Source organism: Streptomyces sulphureus DSM 40104, from assembly GCF_000381025.1.
Classification (GTDB): domain Bacteria; phylum Actinomycetota; class Actinomycetes; order Streptomycetales; family Streptomycetaceae; genus Streptomyces; species Streptomyces sulphureus.
Genome location: NZ_KB905814.1, coordinates 201,687 through 218,237, shown reverse-complemented (window position 1 = coordinate 218,237; position 16,551 = coordinate 201,687). Strand labels below are relative to the sequence as shown.

Sequence of the window (16,551 nt, the reverse complement as noted above, 5' to 3'; positions counted from 1 at the left end):
TGCGTTCCCCTACCGCAGGAGCGGCAGCACCTCGCAGCCGAGGCGCTCGACGTTCGCCTCGGTCAGCGCGGGGTCGCCCGCGCCCTCGACGAGCAGCGCGAACCGCCTGATGCCCGTGCGCTCGGCCGTCGTCGCCAGGCGCTCGGCGCAGTGTTTCGGTGTGCCCACGGCGTGGATTCCGCAGAGGTGCTCCGTGTAGCCGAGGGGATCGCGCATCGGGCGTGCGCGGCCGTCGACGGTGCGGTGCGCGCCCAGACCTTCGCGCAGCCACCCGGGGAGGGCCCGGGCGAGTGTGTCGGTCGCCTCCTCGACGGAGTCACCGACCTGCGCGACGCCCGCCGAGACGTGGCGGGATTCGGCCAACTCCACGCGCTCGCGCGGGTGCCCGGCGGCCGTCGCCTCGCGGCGCCAGAGCGCGGTCATCTCCGCCTTCTCCTCGTCGTCGCAGTGCATACCGAGCAGCATCGGCAGCGCCTGCTGTGCGGCCGTCCGCACCGTGCCCGGTGAGGTGCAGGCGACCACGACCCTGGCGTCGTCCCCTTGGTCGGGAGCACGCGGCACGACGGGGACCTCACGGAAGCGGTAGCGCGGCCCCGTGCCCTCCACGGTCGGTCGGCGCAGCCAGCGCAGGAGGACGTCGAGTGCCTCGGGGAAATCCCGTTCGTACGCGGGGAGTCCGCCGCCGAAGACCTCCAGGTCGACCCAGGGGCCGCCGCGCCCGACGCCGAGCGTGAACCGTCCGCCCGAGGTCAGGTGGAGGAGGGCCGTTTGCTCGCCGAGTGCGACGGGGTGCGTGTTGGGGAGCACGGAGACCGCCGTGCCGACGCCGATGCGCCTGGTGCGCCCGAGCAGCAGCGCGGCGAGGGTCACTGCCGAGGGGCAGACCCCGTACGGCACGAAGTGGTGCTCCGCCAACCAGACGTCGTCGAGCCCCGCCTCCTCCGCGACTTCGGCTGCCCGCACCGCTCCGGCCAGCGCCTCCTCCTGCCGCTGCCCGGGGAACTGCGCGCCCAGCACGAACGCCCCAACTCGCATGTGCTGCCACCTCCTTGGTCTCCAGGACTCTCTGCGAAGTCCATCCCCTCCAGGCACTAACGCCTGACACGTGCCAAAGGCACGCGCACTGCTCAGCTTTTCGGAAGAACACCGCCGCTGGGTGCTTGCCTCCACGGGACGCTCCGCACAGGCGGAGTAGGCGCTTCCGGTATATGGGTGCGTAACCTGGTGGACGGGCCGGCCGCCCGGTGCGGCCCCAGCGCCCGCCCCTCCTCGCCGAGCGGTGCGACGGCAGGGCGCGCGCCGACCGACCGCCCGCGACCCACAACGAGGTGCCCGCCGTGTCCCCGCGACGCAACCGCCCCCGAGGCGCGCCCAAGGCCAGCTCGGCGCGGGAGGAGCAGGACAGATACGGCCTGGAGCACACCGAGGAATGGCGCGGCGAGGAGTGGGTCGTCCGGCGGATAAGCGGAGGCGCAGCGGCGAAGCACTACCGCTGCCCCGGATGCGATCAGGAGATCCCGCCGGGCGTCCCGCACGTCGTCGCCTGGCAGCGGGAGGGCAGCGTCGACGACAGGCGCCACTGGCACGGCGCCTGCTGGGGCGCACGCGAGCGCCGCAGCGCCCGGATGCGCAGACCGGGCGGGGCGCAGCGCTGGATGTGACCCCGGTTCCGCTCAGGCGTCGCGCTTCATCAGCAGTGCGTGAGCGCCCGCGAGCACGGCGCAGGTGACCACGGCGAGCAGGCCGAGTTGAGGCCGGCCGGTGCCGTCGCTCCCGTCCGTGGGGATGCGGTTGAGCGAGGTGAGGCCGTTGAGCGGCGCGTACTCGATGAGCTTCTCGCGGACCGGTTGCAACGCCTCCGTGCTCATGAAGACCGAGACGACCATGGGCAGCAGGACGGCGCCCAGCATCGTCGCGACGGCGCCGGCCGAGCGCCGCAGCAGTGCGCCGACGCCCAGCGCGAGCAGGCCGAGCAGCGCGACGCAGGGACCCGCACCGACCGTCGCGCCGAGCCACTCGCTCCCCGGCGTGGCGTCGGCACCGCTCACCGAACCTTCGCGGAAGCGAGGCGTCGACGGCCGCTGCCCCCGCCACCGCCGAGGAGGCGCACAGTCAGGCGTCCCGCTCGCGGAGCACGAAGTAGCCGGCGACGAGCGCGGCGGCCGTCCACCCCACCATGATCAGCAAGCCGCCCCAGGGCCCGTAGGGGCGGTCGAGCGTCTGCGGCACGACGGCCATGATCGTCGTGCCCGCCTGGTCGGGGAGGTAGTGCGCGATCTTCTGCGTCGCGCCCACCGAGCTGAGGATGCCGGAGACGATGAAGAAGAAGGGCATCAGCACGATGAACGAGACGACGGGGCTGCGCAGCACGAACGTCAAGCCCATCGCGAAGAGCCCGATGAGCGTCATGTAGAGACCGGCGCCGACCACGGCACGCAGCACACCGGGCTCGGTGATACCGACGCTGTGCGACCCGAGCAGCCACTGGCCGAGATAGAAGGTGCCGAAGCCGGTGATCTGTCCGACGACGAAAACGAGCCCCGTCGCCACCGCCACCTTGCAGACGAGGAAGAGCCCGCGCTGCGGCACGGCCGAGAGCGAGCTGCGGATCATGCCCGTGCTGTACTCCGCCGAGACGACCAGCACCCCGAAGGCCATCATCGCGAGCTGCCCGATGCCCATGCCGGTGAAGCTCACATACGTGGCGTCGAACGTCGCCTGCGACCGCCGGGACATGTTGTCGAAGTCGGCCCTGGTGAAGACGCAGATCAGCGCGGAGAGCCCGGCGGTGATCAGTACCGCGGCGATCAGCGTCCAGCGAGTGGCGCGGACCGACCGCAGCTTGGTCCACTCCGAGCGGAGGACCCTCGTCGCATGGCGCATCGTCAGCTCCCCTCGCCGCCGCGACCGGGGAAGCCGCGCCCCCAGCGCTCGGCGGGCTCCTGCTCGGTCTCCGGCTGGTCGCCCGAGTGTGCGTGGTACTCGACGGTCTCGGCGGTGAGCCGCATGAAGGCGTCCTCCAAGGAGGCGCGCTGCGGGCTGAGTTCGTGCAGGGGGAGGCGCCACTGCGCGGCGAGGTCGCCGATCCGCGCCGTCTCGTCGCCCTCGACTTCCAGCGAACCGTCCTCCGCCGCGACGTACGTCAGCCCGTTCGAGGTGAGCAGATCACGCATGCGCTCGGGCTCCGGGGTGCGAATGCGCACGTACGTACGGGAGTTGCTGCTGATGAAGTCCGACATCTCGGTGTCGGCCATCAGCCTTCCGCGGCCGATCACCACCAGGTGGTCGGCGGTGAGGGCCATTTCGCTCATCAGGTGGCTGGAGACGAAGACGGTGCGCCCCTCGTCGGCCAGGTGCTTCATCAGGTTCCTGATCCACCGGATGCCCTCCGGGTCGAGCCCGTTGACCGGCTCGTCGAACATCAGGATGCGGGGGTCGCCGAGCATGGCGGCGGCGATCCCGAGCCGCTGGCCCATGCCGAGAGAGAAGGACCGCGGTCGCTTGCGCGCCACCGCGGAGAGACCCACCATCTCCAGTGCCTCGTCGATCCGCCGCTCGGGCAGCCCGTTCGACTGCGCCAGGCAGAGCAGGTGGTGGTACGCGGTACGCCCGGGGTGGAGCGACTTCGCCTCCAGGAGCGCCCCGATGTAGCTGAGCGGTTCCTTCAGGTCGCGGTAGTGCATGCCGTCGATGCGGACGTCGCCCGCCGTCGGCTTGTCGAGGCCGAGCATCATCCGCATCGTCGTGGACTTGCCCGCGCCGTTCGGCCCGAGGAAGCCGGTGACCTTCCCAGGGCGGACGGTGAACGTGAGGTCTTCGACGGCCTTCTTCTCGCCGTAGTGCTTGGTGAGCCCCAGCAGCTCGATCATGTGGGCGACGCTACGTCGGGCCGCGGCCGGCCGCGACTCGGCGCTCTGCGTACGGAGGACGCCGCCCGAGCGGGTCCCCGCAGGGCGCGGACACGCGCCCGCCCCTGCGGGCCCGGGTGGACCGGGCCGCGCAGGGGCGGGGCCGTACGTGGGGGGGACGGCGCTCGATGCTCGGCGGAGCCGCGCGGCGGTCAGCGGGACTGCTGCGCCGGGACGCCCGCCTGCTGCTCGTCCTCCTCCGCGCCTTCCTCGGCGCCGGGCTGGCCGGCCGCGGCGACCGCGGCGCCCGTGAGCGTCGCCAGCATCTCGCGGACGTTGGTGAGCTGGGCGTTGATGCTGTCCCTGCGGTTGGTGAGGGCGGCCAGCTCGCGCTCCGACTCGCTGCGGACGCGGTCCGCCTTCGCCTTGGCGTCGGTGACGATGTCCTCGGCCTGGCGCTGCGCCGTCTCGACGGTCTGACGGGCGCGGCGCTCGGCGTCCGACTTCAACTTCTCGGCCTCCAGGCGGAGTTGCTCCGCCCGGTGCTCGATCTCCGCGAGGCGCTTCTCCGCCTTCGCCTGACGCGAGGCGAGGTCGCGCTCGGACTGCTCGCGACGCTTGGCGAGGTTGGTCTCGAAGTCGGCGGCGGCCTGGGCGGCCTTGGCGCGGGTGTCCTCGAAGAGGGAGTCGGCCTCCTCGCGCTTGGACTGCGCGTCCTTCTCCGCCTCGGTGCGCAGGTGGTTCGCCTCGCCCTGCGCCTTCTCGACGATCTGGGCGCCCTCTTCTTCCGCCTTCTGCTTGCGGTCGGCGGCGTACGACTCGGCGTCGTTGCGCACCTGTTGGGCGGCGCCTTCGGCGAGCTCGCGGTGCTGTTCGGCCGCCCTGCGCGCCTCCTCGCGGAGGTCCTTCGCCTCCTCCTCGGCGAGGCGCAGGATCTTCTCGACGCGGGCGCCGAGGCCGGCGTACGAGGGCTCGGAGTCGTTGACCTGCTGCTGGGCGTTCTGGGTTTCGAGGTGGAGCTCCTCGATCCGCTTCTCAAGGGAGGTGATGCGGGCGAGGGCGCTGTCACGGTCGGCGACGAGCTTGGTGATGCGGTCGTCAACCTGTCCGCGGTCGTAGCCACGCCGCACGAGCTCGAAGCCGAAGGGGGAGGATGAGGTGTCGCTCATGGGGTTCCTGTCGATTCAGACGGGTTATCAGACGGGGGAGTGATAGGTGAATCCTAGGGGGCATAGCGGCGTGTCATCGAGCTGATGCCCGTTTGATCTGGAAAATGTGCGCTCGTTCGAGTGGCTAGCCCCTCGAACCCTTGCCGCCCGAACGTGGTGCGCCTGGTCCAACACCCGCTTTCACACCGCCTTTTGCCGTGCCGGTACGTGGATCCGGCCTGCCGTCACCGCGCGCTCCCGAGCCGTTGCCCGACTTCGAACCGCCACCCGAGGAGCCCGAACTCCCGCCGCTCCCCGAGCCCTTGCCCCCGTTTCCGTTCGACCCGCCGGACGGGCCCTTCGACGGACCGCTCGACGAACCGCCCGCGGGCCCCTCGTCGGCCTCGCCCGAGTCGCCCTTGCCGCCCGGGTCGCCCTTGCCCGCCGAGCCGCCGGAGCCGGGCGCCTCGAAGGAGCCGAGTGCGTCCAACACCTCCTGAACGCGGCTGATTTCGGCGTTGATGTCCTCCTGGCGGCGCTCCAGTACGTCGAGGTCCTTCTGCCCCGCCGCGACGATCCGCTCCGCCTCCGCCTCCGCGTCGGCCTTGAGCTGCTCCGCCTCGCGTTCGGTGTCCGACTTCAGCTTCTCCGCCTCGCGGACCGTCTCCGACTTGCGCTGCTCGGCCTCCTTGAGGAGCCCCTCGGCCTTCTTCACGGCGGCGATGCGCACCTTGCCCGCCTCCGCCTCGGCCTCCGACACCAGACGCTCCGACTCCTCGCGCGCCTCGGAGAGTTGCTCCTCCGCGGCCTTGACGAGCTTGTCGCACCGCTCGCCCGCCGACTGCATCGCCTCCGCCGACTCCCGGCGCGCACGCTCGTGGAGCTCCTCGACCTCGCCCTCGATCCGGGAGCGCAGCTCTTCGGCGCGGGTCCTTATGGCGTTGGCGTCGTTCCGCGCCTCCTCCAGCATCGTGTTCGCGTCGGACCTGGCCTTCTCCACGGCCTCGCGGCCCTCGGTCCGCGCCTCGGCGACGAGCCGTTCGGCCTCCGTACGCGCCGCGGTGACCATCGAGTCGGCCTGCTCCTCGGCGGCGGCCTGTGCGGCGCGTGCCTCCTCCTGCGCGCGGGTGACGAGTTCGTCCGCCTGCTCCGCCGCCTCGCTGCGCTTGCGCGATGCCTCCGTGCGGGCGTCGTCGAGCGCCTGCTCCGCCTCGGCGCGGAGGCGGTCGGACTCGGCCGACGCCTCCGAAACCGTCGTCTCCGCGAGGGACTTGGCCGTCTCCGACTCCTCGTTCGCCTCCCTGCGCAGCGTCTCGGCCGCCTGCTCGGCCTCGGAGCGCAGGGTGCGGGCCTCGGCCTCCGCCGCGGCGCGTGCCTCGGCGATCTGCGCCTCCGCCTCCTCGTGGAGGCCGGCGACGGAGTCGCGGACCTGCTGCGCCGTCTCCTCGGCCGCCGCGACGAGTTCGGCCGAGCGCCGCTCCGCGTCCGCCACCGTGCGCTCCGCCTCGGCCTGCGCCTCCTCGACCCGCGTCCGGGCCTGCGCCAGCAGCTCCTCGGACTGCTCCCGCGCCGAGGTGCGCTCCTGGTGCGCCTCCTCCCGTGCGGTGGCGAGGAGTTCGTCCGCCTCGGCGCGCAGCCTCGCCGCCTCCTCGCGGGCGGCGGCGAGGACCTCGGCCGCCTCGGTGCCGCGCCGCTCGGCCGCCGCGTCCGCCTCGGCCCGCACCCGGTCCGCGGTCTCCTGCGCCTCGGCGCGGAGGCGCTCGCCCTCCGCCTCGGCCTCGGTACGTAGCTGCACCGCGTACGCCTCGCCCTCGGCCCTGCTCTGCGAAGCCTCCGACGCGGCCTCCTCGCGGAGCCGTTCGGCCTCCTCCTCGGCCTGCTGCTGCACGGTGCGGGCGCGCTCGGCCGCCTCGCTGCGGAGCCGTTCGGCCTCGCCCTTCGCCTCTTCACGGAGCCGCTCGGCCTCGGCCCGTGCATCGGCGAGCGCCTCTTCGGCCTCCGCGACCTGGCGCTCTCCTTCGGCACGCAGCCGCTCGGCCTCCGCGGCCATCTCCGCCCTGCGCTCCGAGGCCGCCTCCTCCGCCTCCTCGCGGACGCGGCGCGCGGCGTCGTCCGCCTCGGCCCGGGTCTCCTCGGCCTGCTGCTCGGCCTGGGTGCGCAGCTCCTCCGACTCGGTCCGCGCCCGCTCCAGCGCCTCGTCGGCCTGGTTGCGGAGCGAGGTGGCGCGCTCGATCGCCTCGGTGCGGACGCGTTCGCTCTCGCTCGTCGCGTCGGTGCGCGTCTCCTCCGCGTCGGCCTTCGCCTTGGCGAGGAGCTCCTCGGCGCGGGTCGCCGCCTCCTCGATCTGCTGGACGGCCTCCCTGCGGGCCTCGCTGCGGATGCGCTCGCCCTCTTCGACCGCCCTGGTGCGCAGTTGCTCGGCCTCGCTCCGCAGCATCCGCGCCTCCTCCTGGAGGGCGACGGTCTTGGCGCGGTACTCCTTGGTGTCGTTCTGCGCCGAGCCCTTGAGCTCTTCCGCGGTGTCGTGTGCCTCGGAGCGGAGGCGGTCGGCCTCCTCCTCGGCTTCCTTGCGGAGCCGTTCGGCCTCTTCCGCCGCGGCCTTGGTGGTCGCCTTCGCCTCCTCGGCCGCCTTGGTGAGGACCTCGTCCGCAGTGCGTGCCGCCTCGGCGAGCTGGTTCGCCGACTCCTCGGCCGTCGTCGTGCGGGCCTGCTCCTTCGCCTCCGCGACGAGCCGCTCCGCCTCGGCCTTCGCCTCTTCCTTGAGCTGCTCGGCCTCGGACTTGAGCGCCTCGGCCTCCTTCGTCCCCTCACCGACGAGGCGGGCGACCTCGGCCTTCGCGGTGCGGGTGCGCTGCTCGTTCTCCGACTCGGCGTCCGCGAGGCGCTTCTCCGCCGTCTCCTCGGCCTCGGTGCGCAGGCGCTCGGCCTCCTCGCGGAGCTGCTGCGCCTCCTCCTCGGCCTTCCGCATCCGCTCCTCCGCGGCGCGCTGGAGCTCGGCGGCCTCCCGCCGGCCGGTCTCGGCCTCCTGCGCGCTGGTGGCGCGGACCTGCTCCGCGTGTTCGCTGGCCTCCTGCGCCTGCGCGGAGGCCGCGTTGACCAGGCGCTCGGCCTCGGCGCGTGCCCGGCGGAGTATGGCGTCCGCCTCGGTGCGCGCCTCCTCGGACTCGGCGCCGACGCGGCTGCGCGACTCGTCGGCGAGGCGCTGCGCCTCCGCGCGCGCCTGCGCGAGGGTGCGTTCGGCCTCGGTGCGGGTCTCCTCCATGAGGCGCCGGGCCTGCTGCTCGGTGCGGGTGCGGAGCTGCTCGGCCCAGGCGACGTTCTCGTTGACGTGGTTCTCGACGGTGGTGCGGCGCTCGGCGAGCTCCTGGTCGAGTTGCTGACGGCGGCGTACGGCCTCGGCGTGCAGCTCGGACTGGAGGCGTGCCTGCTGCTCCGCCTGCTCCTGGCGCACCCGCTGGTTCTGTGCGCGTACGTCGCGGAGTTCGCGCTCAGCGTCCCCGCGCATCTGGTCGGCCTGGAGCTGGGCGTTGCGGAGCATCTGCTCCGCCTGCTGCGCGAGGTTGTCGTAGCTCGCCGGGCGCGTGGCAAGGGTGCGGCGCGCCTCGTGCAACTTGGCACGCAGCACTTCGACCTGGTAGCCGAGGTCGTCGGCGTGGTCGACGGCCTTCTCGCGTTCCTTCTTCAGCCGATCCATCTCGGCCTCGAACTGCGAGAGCTGGTCGTCAGCCTCGTAGCGGTCGTAGCCCCGCACTGCGCGGTCCCATCCGTCCCCTGGTCGTCGTGGAGGTGATCCGGGCATCTCGGTCGAACCCCCTCCGCTTGCCGGCCCGGTGGTACCGGGCCCGTCCGGGCGGAGCGGCAGTGCCCTCGGGCGCTGTCCCGTCCGGTGGAGGAGGTCCTCCCGGAAATGGTGTCAGATCGTCGGCGGAACGTGGACCGAGCCCCCAGCCGGGGACCCCACCGCAAGCGCAGCGAGTCCGCCCCGGCCGAAGTGTCACTCTACCGGGCCGAGAAGCGGACGTCAGTGGTCCGCCCGGCTCGACGCCCCTGCAGCGGTGACGAGTTCGGTGAGAACGCCGTGGCAGTCCTTGGGGTGGAGGAAAGTGATACGGGAATCCATCGAGCCGCGCCTCGGCTCGTCGTAGAGGACGCGGACGCCCTTCTCGCTGATCTCCTCGGAGTCCGCGTCGACGTCGGCGGTGCCGAAGGCGATGTGGTGGACGCCCTCGCCGTTCTTGGCGAGCCACTTCCCGACGGCCGAGTCCTCCCGTACCGGCTCCAGCAGCTGGAGCCAGGTGGCGCCGCCGTCGTCGGTGCCGTTGACCCTGAGCATGGCCTCCCTGACCCCCTGCTCCTCGTTGACCTCGGTGTGGGCGACCTCGAAGCCGTAGGTGCGGGTGTAGAACCCGGCGGTCTCCTCGACGTCGAAGCAGGCGATCCCGATGTGGTCGATACGCGTCAGCATGGGGACAGTGCAGCGCTTGCGCCGTGGTTACGCAACGTGCGCACGGTCACACCGTACGCGGGGTGACCGGGAAGCATACTGCTCAGTACATTGGCGCCAACCCTCGTGCGGGCGCGTGCTCGGAACCGTGTGGGCCGGGCCGGAGGCGGCCGGGCATCCGGCCGCGCCCCGACTTCACTTCCCGGCCGGAAGGGAACACCATGACTCGCACCTCCCGTACCACCTCAGTGATCGTCGCCGGCGCTCGCACCCCCATGGGGCGGCTGCTCGGGTCCCTGAAGCCCTTCTCCGGCTCCGAGTTGGGCGGTTTCGCGATCAAGGCGGCGCTCGACAGGGCCGGCATCGGCGGCGACCAGGTCGAGTACGTGATCATGGGTCAGGTCCTCACGGCCGGTGCGGGCCAGATCCCGGCGCGGCAGGCCGCCGTGCACGCCGGCATCCCGATGAACGTCCCCGCGCTCACCGTCAACAAGGTCTGCCTCTCCGGGCTCGACGCGATCGCCCTCGCCGACCAGCTCGTGCGCGCGGGCGAGTTCGACGTCGTCGTGGCGGGCGGCCAGGAGTCGATGACCAATGCGCCGCACCTGCTGCCGAAGTCGCGCGCGGGGTACAAGTACGGCTCCCTCGAGGTGCTCGACTCGATGGCGCACGACGGGCTCACCGACTCCTTCGAGAACGTCGCCATGGGCGAGTCGACCGAGAAGCACAACACCCGGCTCGGCATCGGCCGGGCCGAACAGGACGCCGTCGCCGCCGCCTCCCACCAGCGGGCCGCCGCGGCGCAGCAGGGCGGTCTCTTCGAGGCGGAGATCACGCCGGTGGAGATCCCGCAGCGCAAGGGCGACCCGGTCGTCTTCTCGCAGGACGAGGGGATTCGCGCGGAGACCACGGAGGAATCCCTCGGCAAGCTGCGTCCGGCCTTCGCCAAGGACGGCACGATCACGGCTGGTTCCTCCTCGCAGATCTCCGACGGCGCCGCGGCGGTCGTCGTGATGAGCCGGGCGAAGGCGGAGGAGCTCGGCCTCGAGTGGATCGCCGAGATCGGCGCGCACGGCAACGTCGCGGGGCCCGACAACTCGCTCCAGTCGCAGCCGTCCAACGCCGTGCAGCACGCCCTGAAGAAGGACGGGCTCTCCGTCGGGGACCTCGATCTGATCGAGATCAACGAGGCGTTCGCGGCCGTCGCCGTGCAGTCGACGAAGGACCTCGGTGTCGGCACCGAAAAGGTGAACGTCAACGGAGGCGCCATTGCCCTGGGTCACCCGATCGGGATGTCCGGGGCGCGCATCGCCCTCCACCTCGCGCTGGAGCTGAGGCGGCGCGGCGGCGGCACCGGCGCAGCCGCGCTCTGCGGTGGCGGCGGGCAGGGCGATGCGTTGCTGCTGCGCGTGCCGGGCAAGTGACGGGCGCGGCCGGCTAGTCGGCGCGGGAGGCGCGCGCCTCCCGCGCTTGTTTCCGCCGGTGCACTCCGGCGTATCCAGACGTACTTACAAGGAGCGGAGCAGCGATGGCGGCCCGAGTGGACGTACCCGGTCTCGTCGCCCAGGCGCGCGAGGGGAGGCCGCGCGCAGTGGCGAGGCTGATCTCCCTCGTCGAGGGGGCGGCGCCCGAACTGCGCGAGGTGATGGCCGAGTTGGCGCCGCACTGCGGCGGGGCGCAGGTCGTAGGCGTCACGGGGGCGCCCGGTGTGGGGAAGTCGACCTCGACCTCCGCGCTGGTCAGCGCCTACCGGCGGACCGGCAGGAGGGTGGGCGTCCTCGCGATAGACCCCTCCTCGCCCTTCTCCGGCGGCGCCCTCCTCGGCGACCGCGTCCGCATGAGCGAGCACGCCTCCGACTCCGGCGTCTACATCCGCTCCATGGCGACCCGCGGCCACCTCGGCGGCCTCTCCTGGTCCGCGCCGCAGGCAATCCGGGTGCTCGACGCGGCCGGCTGCGACGTGGTGCTCGTGGAGACCGTCGGCGTCGGGCAGTCGGAGGTGGACATCGCGGCGCAGGCCGACACCGCCGTCGTGCTCCTCGCACCCGGTATGGGCGACGGCATCCAGGCGGCGAAGGCCGGCATCCTGGAGATCGGCGACGTCTTCGTCGTCAACAAGGCGGACAGGGAAGGCGCCGACGCGACGGCGCGGGAGCTCAACCACATGCTCGGCCTCGGCGAGGCGCGCGCCCCCGGGGACTGGCGGCAGCCGGTGGTGAAGACCATTGCCGCCGAGGGCGTGGGCGTCGACGAAGTGGTGGCGGCCGTCGAGAAGCACCGCGGCTGGATGGAGGAGCACGGGGTGCTCGCCGAGCGCCGCGCACGCCGGGCCGCCCGCGAGATCGAGACGATCGCGGTGACGGCCCTCCGCGAGCGGATCGGCGAACTGCGCGGCGGCGCACGGCTGGACGCCCTCGCCGGACGCGTCCTCGACGGCACCCTCGACCCCTACGGGGCGGCGGACGAGCTCCTCACCGAGCTGACCGAGGCGGGCTGAGGGGCGCCCCTTCCCTCAAGTGCGCCGCGTGCGGCCGTACTTGCGCCGCGCCGGATCGCGCACCGGCCCGGGCCGCCTGGCCCGGGCCGGTGGTGTGCGAGCTTCCGCGGAACGCGGGGGCGTACGCCTCAGTCGTCGTCCTCGTCGTGGTCCGCCTTCTGCTTCGTCTCGACGCTCTTGACCTTGCCGTCGGCGAGGCCCACCAGGACCGTCCGCTCCACGCCCGAGCCGTCGGCCGTCTCGACCTCCCAGACGGCGCCGCTACGGCCCGACTCGACGCGCTCCAGGTCGAGTTCGGTCGCGGTGCCGTACTTCGCGGCGGTGGAGAGGGCGTCCCGCGCGTCGACGTGGTCGCCGCCGAAGACGGCGGAGGTGTGCTGAGCCTTCACGCGGTGCTCGGCGCGCTCCTCCGCGTCGTCCGCGCGCTCCTTGTGGTTCTCGACGAGCTTGCCGGAGTCGGCGTCGAGCGTCACCTCGTGCCAGCCGCCGCCCTTCCCGAGCACGTCGGCCTCCCAGACGTACCGGCCGTCGTCGTGGTCGAGCTCCAGCTCGGTGACGTTGCCCGGCACCGCCTTCAGCACGCGGTCGACGGCGCCGGTCGCGGAGATCCGGACGTCGCCCCGGTCCTCGCGGTCGAGCGAGGACTCGCCGGCCTGCGCGCGCTGCGAGCCCGCGGTCGCCTGTGCCGAGGAGCCACCGTCCGACGAGCCGCCGCTGAACGCGACGGCCGAGGCGCCGCCGCCGACCAGGACGGCCGCCGCGACGCCCGCGAGCACGGTGTTGCGCCGGGTGAATCGCTTGAGCTGCATGGTTTCCCTCCGTCGGGATCGGACCGAGTCAGGGGACCACCATGCGACGGCGATGCTGAAGGGGACCTGAAGCGAGCTGAAGATGGCTTCAGGTGCGCTCTGGCAAGGTGTACGGATGCGCCTGCTGATCGTGGAGGACGAACGGCGTCTCGCGCAGTCCCTCGCCAAGGGGCTCCGCGCCGAGGGCTTCGCCGTCGACCTCGCACACGACGGAACGGAAGGACTCCACCTCGCGCGCGAGGGCGGCTACGACCTCGTCGTCCTCGACCTGATGCTCCCCGGCCTCAACGGCTACCGCGTCTGCGCCGAGCTCCGCGCGTCCGGCGACGAGACGCCGATCCTCATGCTCACGGCGAAGGACGGCGAGTACGACGAGGCGGAGGGTCTCGACACCGGCGCCGACGACTACCTGACCAAGCCGTTCTCCTACGTCGTCCTCCTCGCCCGCATCCGCGCCCTCCTCCGCCGCCGCGGGGGCCGCGGCGACGCCCTGCTCCGCCTCGGCCGCCTCACGCTCGACCCGGCCAGGCGGCGCGTGACGGTGGGCGAAAGTCAACCGGAGCTGACGGCGAAGGAGTTCGCGGTCCTCGAGTACCTCGCGATGCGGGCGGGGGAGGTGGTCTCGAAGGGCGAAATCCTGGAACACGTCTGGGACTTCGCCTACCAGGGCGACGTGAACATCGTCGAGGTCTACGTCAGCGCGCTGCGACGGAAGCTCGGCGCCGACTGGATCACGACGGTGCGCGGCGCCGGGTACCGGCTCACCGAAGGGGACGCGGATGCGTAGCGGCTCCGTGCGGCTGCGCGCCGCGCTCGGTGCGACGGCCGTCGTCGCGGCCGCTCTCGTCGCGGTCGGGCTCCTCGTGGTCTCGGTGCTCCGCTCCGGGCTCGCCGACAATGCCGCACTCGCCGCGGAGGCCCAGGCCCGCGAGGTCGCCGCGCAGACCTCCGCTGCGGCCACCGGCGACGTGCACGACCTCGACGCGCTCGACGACGACCCGATACAGGTCGTCGACGCCGACGGCAGGGTCCTCGGCGCCTCGGACCACCTGGAGGGCGAGGCGCCCTTCGCCGACTTCCACCGTCCCGAACGTGCCTCGCAGGATTCCGACGACGACGAGGACGACGAGGACGACGACCCCGACGACGAGGACGACCGTTCCCCCGAACCCGACGCCGACAGCGGGAGCGAGGAGGAGACCGTCACCTTCCCCGTCGACGACGACGGCGAGCCGACCCGCGCCGAAGACGCCGTGGGCGAGCAGGACTTCAGCGTCGTCGCCGTCCGCACGACGACGGCGGACGGCACCCCGGTGACGGTCTACGCCGGCGCGTCCCTCCGCGACCAGGAGGAGGCCGTCGCCACCGTCACCCGCGCGATGCTCGTGGGCCTGCCGGTGCTGCTCGTCGTGGTGGCCGGGGTGACGTGGCTCGTCGTCCGGCGTGCGCTGCGCCCCGTCGAGGGCATCCGCAGGGAGATGGGGACGATCACCGCCAGCGCCGACCTGGGACGTCGCGTCCCCGTCCCCGACTCCCGCGACGAGGTCGCCCGCCTCGCGCACACCACCAACGAGACCCTCGCCGCGCTGGAGACCTCGACGGAGCGCCAGCGCCGCTTCGTCGCCGACGCCTCGCACGAGCTGCGCAGCCCCATCGCCTCCCTCCGCACCCAGTTGGAGGTCGCGGAGGCACACCCCGAACTCCTCGACCTGCCGGGCGCGGTGACCGACACGGTCCGCCTCCAGCAGCTCGCCGCCGACCTCCTGCTCCTCGCCAGGCTCGACGCGGGCGAGCGCCCGCAGCACGGCCGGTTCTCGCCGGCCGAACTCGTCCGCGAGGAGCTGTCGCAGCGTGCCGGCCACCGCGTGGCGCCCCGCGCCGAGTCCCTCGTTCCCGACGAAGTCGCTGGCTCCCGCGGCCAGTTCGGACGCGTACTGCGCAACCTGCTCGACAACGCCGAGCGCCACGCACGGAGCGAGGTGCGCGTCCGCATGCGCCGCGAGAGCCCCGGCCGCCTCGAACTCGCCGTGGAGGACGACGGGCCCGGCGTGCCGGAGGCCGAACGTCATCGGATCTTCGAGCGGTTCGTCCGCCTCGACGACGCACGCAGCCGCGACGAGGGCGGCGCAGGACTCGGCCTCGCCATCGCGCGCGATGTGGCCGAACGGCACGGCGGGACGCTCACGGTGGGGCAGTCCCCCGCGGGCGGGGCAAGCTTCGTGCTCCGCGTGCCGACGGCCGAGGGCGGCCGACCTCCCGTCGGCTAGCGGCCGTTCACCCGCCGCGGAACAGCCCCCGCGCCACCCGGTGCGCCCTACGCTCCGAGCATGCCCACCCTCTCCGTACAGGCGAAGCCCGACGACGCAGCCTCCTGGACGGCCCTCGCCCGACGCGTCGAGGCCACCGGCTACGCGGCGCTCCTTGCCGCCGACCACCCGGGCGCCGTCGCCTCCCCTTTCGTCGCCCTCGCGGCCGCCGCTCCGGTGACGGAGCGGATCGCGCTCGGGACCAACGTCGCGCAGGCCGGCGTCCGCGAACCGCTCCTCCTCGCCTCCGACGTGGCCACGCTCGACGTCGTCTCCGGCGGACGCGCACGCCTCGGCCTCGGCGCCGGGCACACCCCGGCCGAGTGGCGGATGCTCGGCCGCGAGCGGCCGGGGGCCGCCGCGCGCGTACGCCGGCTCATCGCCGTCGCCGAAGCCTGCCGCACCCTGCTCGACGGCGGCGAAGTCACTGCGTACGGACCGGGGTTGGAGGCGTTCGGGGCGCGCCTGACGGTGCCGGAGCCGGTGCGGCGCCCGATCCCCCTCGCCGTCGGCGGCGGCAACGCCGCGCTCCTGCGCTGGGCGGGGGAGCATGCCGACATCGTGGCGCTCACCGGCCTCGGCCGCACGCTCGCCGACGGGTACAGCCACGAGGTGCGCTGGAGCGGCGCGCAGATCGACCGGCAGGTCGCGCTTATCGAGGAGGCGTCCGCGCGACGCGAGACGCCGCCCGAGCGCGAGGCGCTCGTGCAGCACGCCGAGGTGACCGACGACGCCGAGCGCGCCGCGCACGCCCTCGCCGACCGAATCGGCGCCACGGCGGCGGAGATCCTCGCCTCGCCGTACGTCTGGCTCGGTACGGTGGACGAGATCGCTGCGGCGACGGCGGCACACGCCCGGCGCTGGGGCATCACCCGCTACGTCGTGCGCGAGGAGCACCTCGACGCGGCCGACCGGCTCCTGGCACACCTCAACAAGCCCTGCAGCGAGAAGAGTTGAGGTCACACCCGTCCGCGCCGCTCCCGCAGCTCCTCGGCGACCGGCTCCAACGTCTCACGGAGCGCGGCGAGCCGCTCGGCGGGCAGCAGGTCGATGAAGTGCCGCCGCACGGACTCGACATGGTGCGGTGCGACCTTGCGCATCGTCTCCCACCCCGCCTCGGTGAGGACGGCGAAGAGGCCCCGCCGGTCCGACTCGCAGCTCTCCCGGTGCACGAGGCCGGCCTTCTCCATCCGCGTGACCTGGTGCGAGAGCCGGCTCTTCGACTGGAGGGTGGCCGCGGCGAGGTCGCTCATGCGCATCCTGCGGTCCTCGGACTCCGAGAGGTTGACGAGGATCTCGTAGTCGTTCATCGTCAGCCCGAACGGCTGGAGGTCGCGTTCGAGTTGGTAGGTCAGCAGGCGGCTCACCTCCAGATGGGTGCGCCAGGTCCGCTGCTCCTCTTCGGACAGCCAGGCCGTGCCGTTCTCGGTCTCCATGCCGGAGACCTTACCGAGCCGGGCCGACACCCGCGTGCACGGCGTTCATCGGAGTTGACGGTG

Annotated in this window: 15 protein-coding genes; 6 read left to right on the top strand and 9 right to left on the bottom strand. The window is 73.0% G+C overall.

Annotation, left to right across the window (positions count from 1 at the left end; all coding sequences use genetic code 11):
• Positions 1-9 precede the first annotated feature (9 nt).
• Positions 10-1,035 carry an LLM class flavin-dependent oxidoreductase gene (locus tag F603_RS0105205; protein ID WP_026328163.1) on the bottom strand — a complete coding sequence of 342 codons (1,026 nt, stop codon included), beginning with the start codon at positions 1,033-1,035 and terminating at the stop codon, positions 10-12.
• Between the two features lie 302 nt (positions 1,036-1,337).
• On the opposite strand from F603_RS0105205, the gene F603_RS0105200 reads away from it, so the two are divergent.
• Positions 1,338-1,661, top strand: coding sequence for a hypothetical protein (locus F603_RS0105200; RefSeq protein ID WP_026328162.1), 324 nt, complete (start codon positions 1,338-1,340; stop codon positions 1,659-1,661).
• Positions 1,662-1,673: 12 nt separating this feature from the next.
• Here the strand turns inward: F603_RS0105200 and F603_RS0105195 are convergent, their stop codons facing one another.
• The 6 genes from F603_RS0105195 to mce form a co-directional block, all read right to left on the bottom strand.
• Positions 1,674-2,048 carry a hypothetical protein gene (locus F603_RS0105195; RefSeq protein WP_019544958.1) on the bottom strand — a complete coding sequence of 125 codons (375 nt, stop codon included), beginning with the start codon at positions 2,046-2,048 and terminating at the stop codon, positions 1,674-1,676.
• A 64-nt stretch (positions 2,049-2,112) separates the two neighbouring features.
• Entirely contained in the window at positions 2,113-2,883 is a 771-nt protein-coding gene (locus F603_RS0105190) for an ABC-2 transporter permease (protein ID WP_019544957.1), read from the bottom strand.
• A gap of 2 nt (positions 2,884-2,885) precedes the next feature.
• Positions 2,886-3,869 carry an ABC transporter ATP-binding protein gene (locus F603_RS0105185; RefSeq protein WP_019544956.1) on the bottom strand — a complete coding sequence of 328 codons (984 nt, stop codon included), beginning with the start codon at positions 3,867-3,869 and terminating at the stop codon, positions 2,886-2,888.
• Positions 3,870-4,060: 191 nt separating this feature from the next.
• Complete coding sequence (locus F603_RS0105180) at positions 4,061-5,017, bottom strand: coiled-coil domain-containing protein (protein WP_019544955.1); 957 nt, start codon at positions 5,015-5,017, stop codon at positions 4,061-4,063.
• Between the two features lie 124 nt (positions 5,018-5,141).
• Positions 5,142-8,747: a polarized growth protein Scy gene (scy, locus tag F603_RS0105175; RefSeq protein WP_019544954.1), complete on the bottom strand. Its 3,606-nt coding sequence runs from the start codon at positions 8,745-8,747 to the stop codon at positions 5,142-5,144.
• Between the two features lie 270 nt (positions 8,748-9,017).
• Positions 9,018-9,461, bottom strand: a complete 444-nt coding sequence (gene mce / locus F603_RS0105170) for a methylmalonyl-CoA epimerase (RefSeq protein WP_019544953.1) — start codon at positions 9,459-9,461, stop codon at positions 9,018-9,020.
• A 227-nt stretch (positions 9,462-9,688) separates the two neighbouring features.
• Between mce and F603_RS0105165 the strand changes: the two genes are divergently transcribed.
• Together F603_RS0105165 and meaB are read left to right on the top strand one after the other, a co-directional pair.
• A complete protein-coding gene (locus tag F603_RS0105165; protein WP_019544952.1) occupies positions 9,689-10,864 on the top strand; it encodes an acetyl-CoA C-acetyltransferase in 1,176 nt (391 codons plus the stop codon).
• A gap of 104 nt (positions 10,865-10,968) precedes the next feature.
• Positions 10,969-11,937, top strand: coding sequence for a methylmalonyl Co-A mutase-associated GTPase MeaB (gene meaB, locus F603_RS0105160; protein ID WP_019544951.1), 969 nt, complete (start codon positions 10,969-10,971; stop codon positions 11,935-11,937).
• A 128-nt stretch (positions 11,938-12,065) separates the two neighbouring features.
• Here the strand turns inward: meaB and F603_RS0105155 are convergent, their stop codons facing one another.
• On the bottom strand, positions 12,066-12,746 hold the full coding sequence (locus F603_RS0105155; protein ID WP_019544950.1) for a PepSY domain-containing protein: 681 nt from the start codon (positions 12,744-12,746) through the stop codon (positions 12,066-12,068).
• Between the two features lie 115 nt (positions 12,747-12,861).
• Here F603_RS0105155 and F603_RS0105150 point away from each other — a divergent pair, with 115 nt between their 5' ends.
• From F603_RS0105150 to F603_RS0105140, 3 genes are read left to right on the top strand one after another with little or no spacing between them, the layout of a single operon-like run.
• On the top strand, positions 12,862-13,533 hold the full coding sequence (locus tag F603_RS0105150; protein ID WP_019544949.1) for a response regulator transcription factor: 672 nt from the start codon (positions 12,862-12,864) through the stop codon (positions 13,531-13,533).
• Positions 13,526-15,013, top strand: a complete 1,488-nt coding sequence (locus F603_RS0105145) for a sensor histidine kinase (protein ID WP_019544948.1) — start codon at positions 13,526-13,528, stop codon at positions 15,011-15,013. The genes F603_RS0105150 and F603_RS0105145 overlap by 8 nt, the downstream gene beginning before the upstream one ends.
• A gap of 60 nt (positions 15,014-15,073) precedes the next feature.
• Positions 15,074-16,009 carry an LLM class flavin-dependent oxidoreductase gene (locus tag F603_RS0105140; protein ID WP_019544947.1) on the top strand — a complete coding sequence of 312 codons (936 nt, stop codon included), beginning with the start codon at positions 15,074-15,076 and terminating at the stop codon, positions 16,007-16,009.
• A gap of 2 nt (positions 16,010-16,011) precedes the next feature.
• On the opposite strand, the gene F603_RS0105135 is transcribed toward F603_RS0105140, so the two are convergent.
• The gene (locus tag F603_RS0105135; protein WP_019544946.1) at positions 16,012-16,488 is read right to left on the bottom strand and encodes a MarR family winged helix-turn-helix transcriptional regulator; all 477 of its coding nucleotides are present in this window, start codon (positions 16,486-16,488) and stop codon (positions 16,012-16,014) included.
• Positions 16,489-16,551: the final 63 nt, after the last annotated feature.

What these genes read in the sequence shown, in the direction of transcription:
- F603_RS0105205 (WP_026328163.1), bottom strand. Translation starts at nt 1,035, where the DNA reads ATGCGAGTTGGGGCGTTCGTGCTGGGCGCGCAGTTCCCCGGGCAGCGG.
- F603_RS0105190 (WP_019544957.1), bottom strand. Translation starts at nt 2,883, where the DNA reads ATGCGCCATGCGACGAGGGTCCTCCGCTCGGAGTGGACCAAGCTGCGG.
- F603_RS0105185 (WP_019544956.1), bottom strand. Translation starts at nt 3,869, where the DNA reads ATGATCGAGCTGCTGGGGCTCACCAAGCACTACGGCGAGAAGAAGGCC.
- F603_RS0105180 (WP_019544955.1), bottom strand. Translation starts at nt 5,017, where the DNA reads ATGAGCGACACCTCATCCTCCCCCTTCGGCTTCGAGCTCGTGCGGCGT.
- mce (WP_019544953.1), bottom strand. Translation starts at nt 9,461, where the DNA reads ATGCTGACGCGTATCGACCACATCGGGATCGCCTGCTTCGACGTCGAG.
- meaB (WP_019544951.1), top strand. Translation starts at nt 10,969, where the DNA reads ATGGCGGCCCGAGTGGACGTACCCGGTCTCGTCGCCCAGGCGCGCGAG.
- F603_RS0105155 (WP_019544950.1), bottom strand. Translation starts at nt 12,746, where the DNA reads ATGCAGCTCAAGCGATTCACCCGGCGCAACACCGTGCTCGCGGGCGTC.
- F603_RS0105150 (WP_019544949.1), top strand. Translation starts at nt 12,862, where the DNA reads ATGCGCCTGCTGATCGTGGAGGACGAACGGCGTCTCGCGCAGTCCCTC.
- F603_RS0105145 (WP_019544948.1), top strand. Translation starts at nt 13,526, where the DNA reads ATGCGTAGCGGCTCCGTGCGGCTGCGCGCCGCGCTCGGTGCGACGGCC.
- F603_RS0105140 (WP_019544947.1), top strand. Translation starts at nt 15,074, where the DNA reads ATGCCCACCCTCTCCGTACAGGCGAAGCCCGACGACGCAGCCTCCTGG.
- F603_RS0105135 (WP_019544946.1), bottom strand. Translation starts at nt 16,488, where the DNA reads ATGGAGACCGAGAACGGCACGGCCTGGCTGTCCGAAGAGGAGCAGCGG.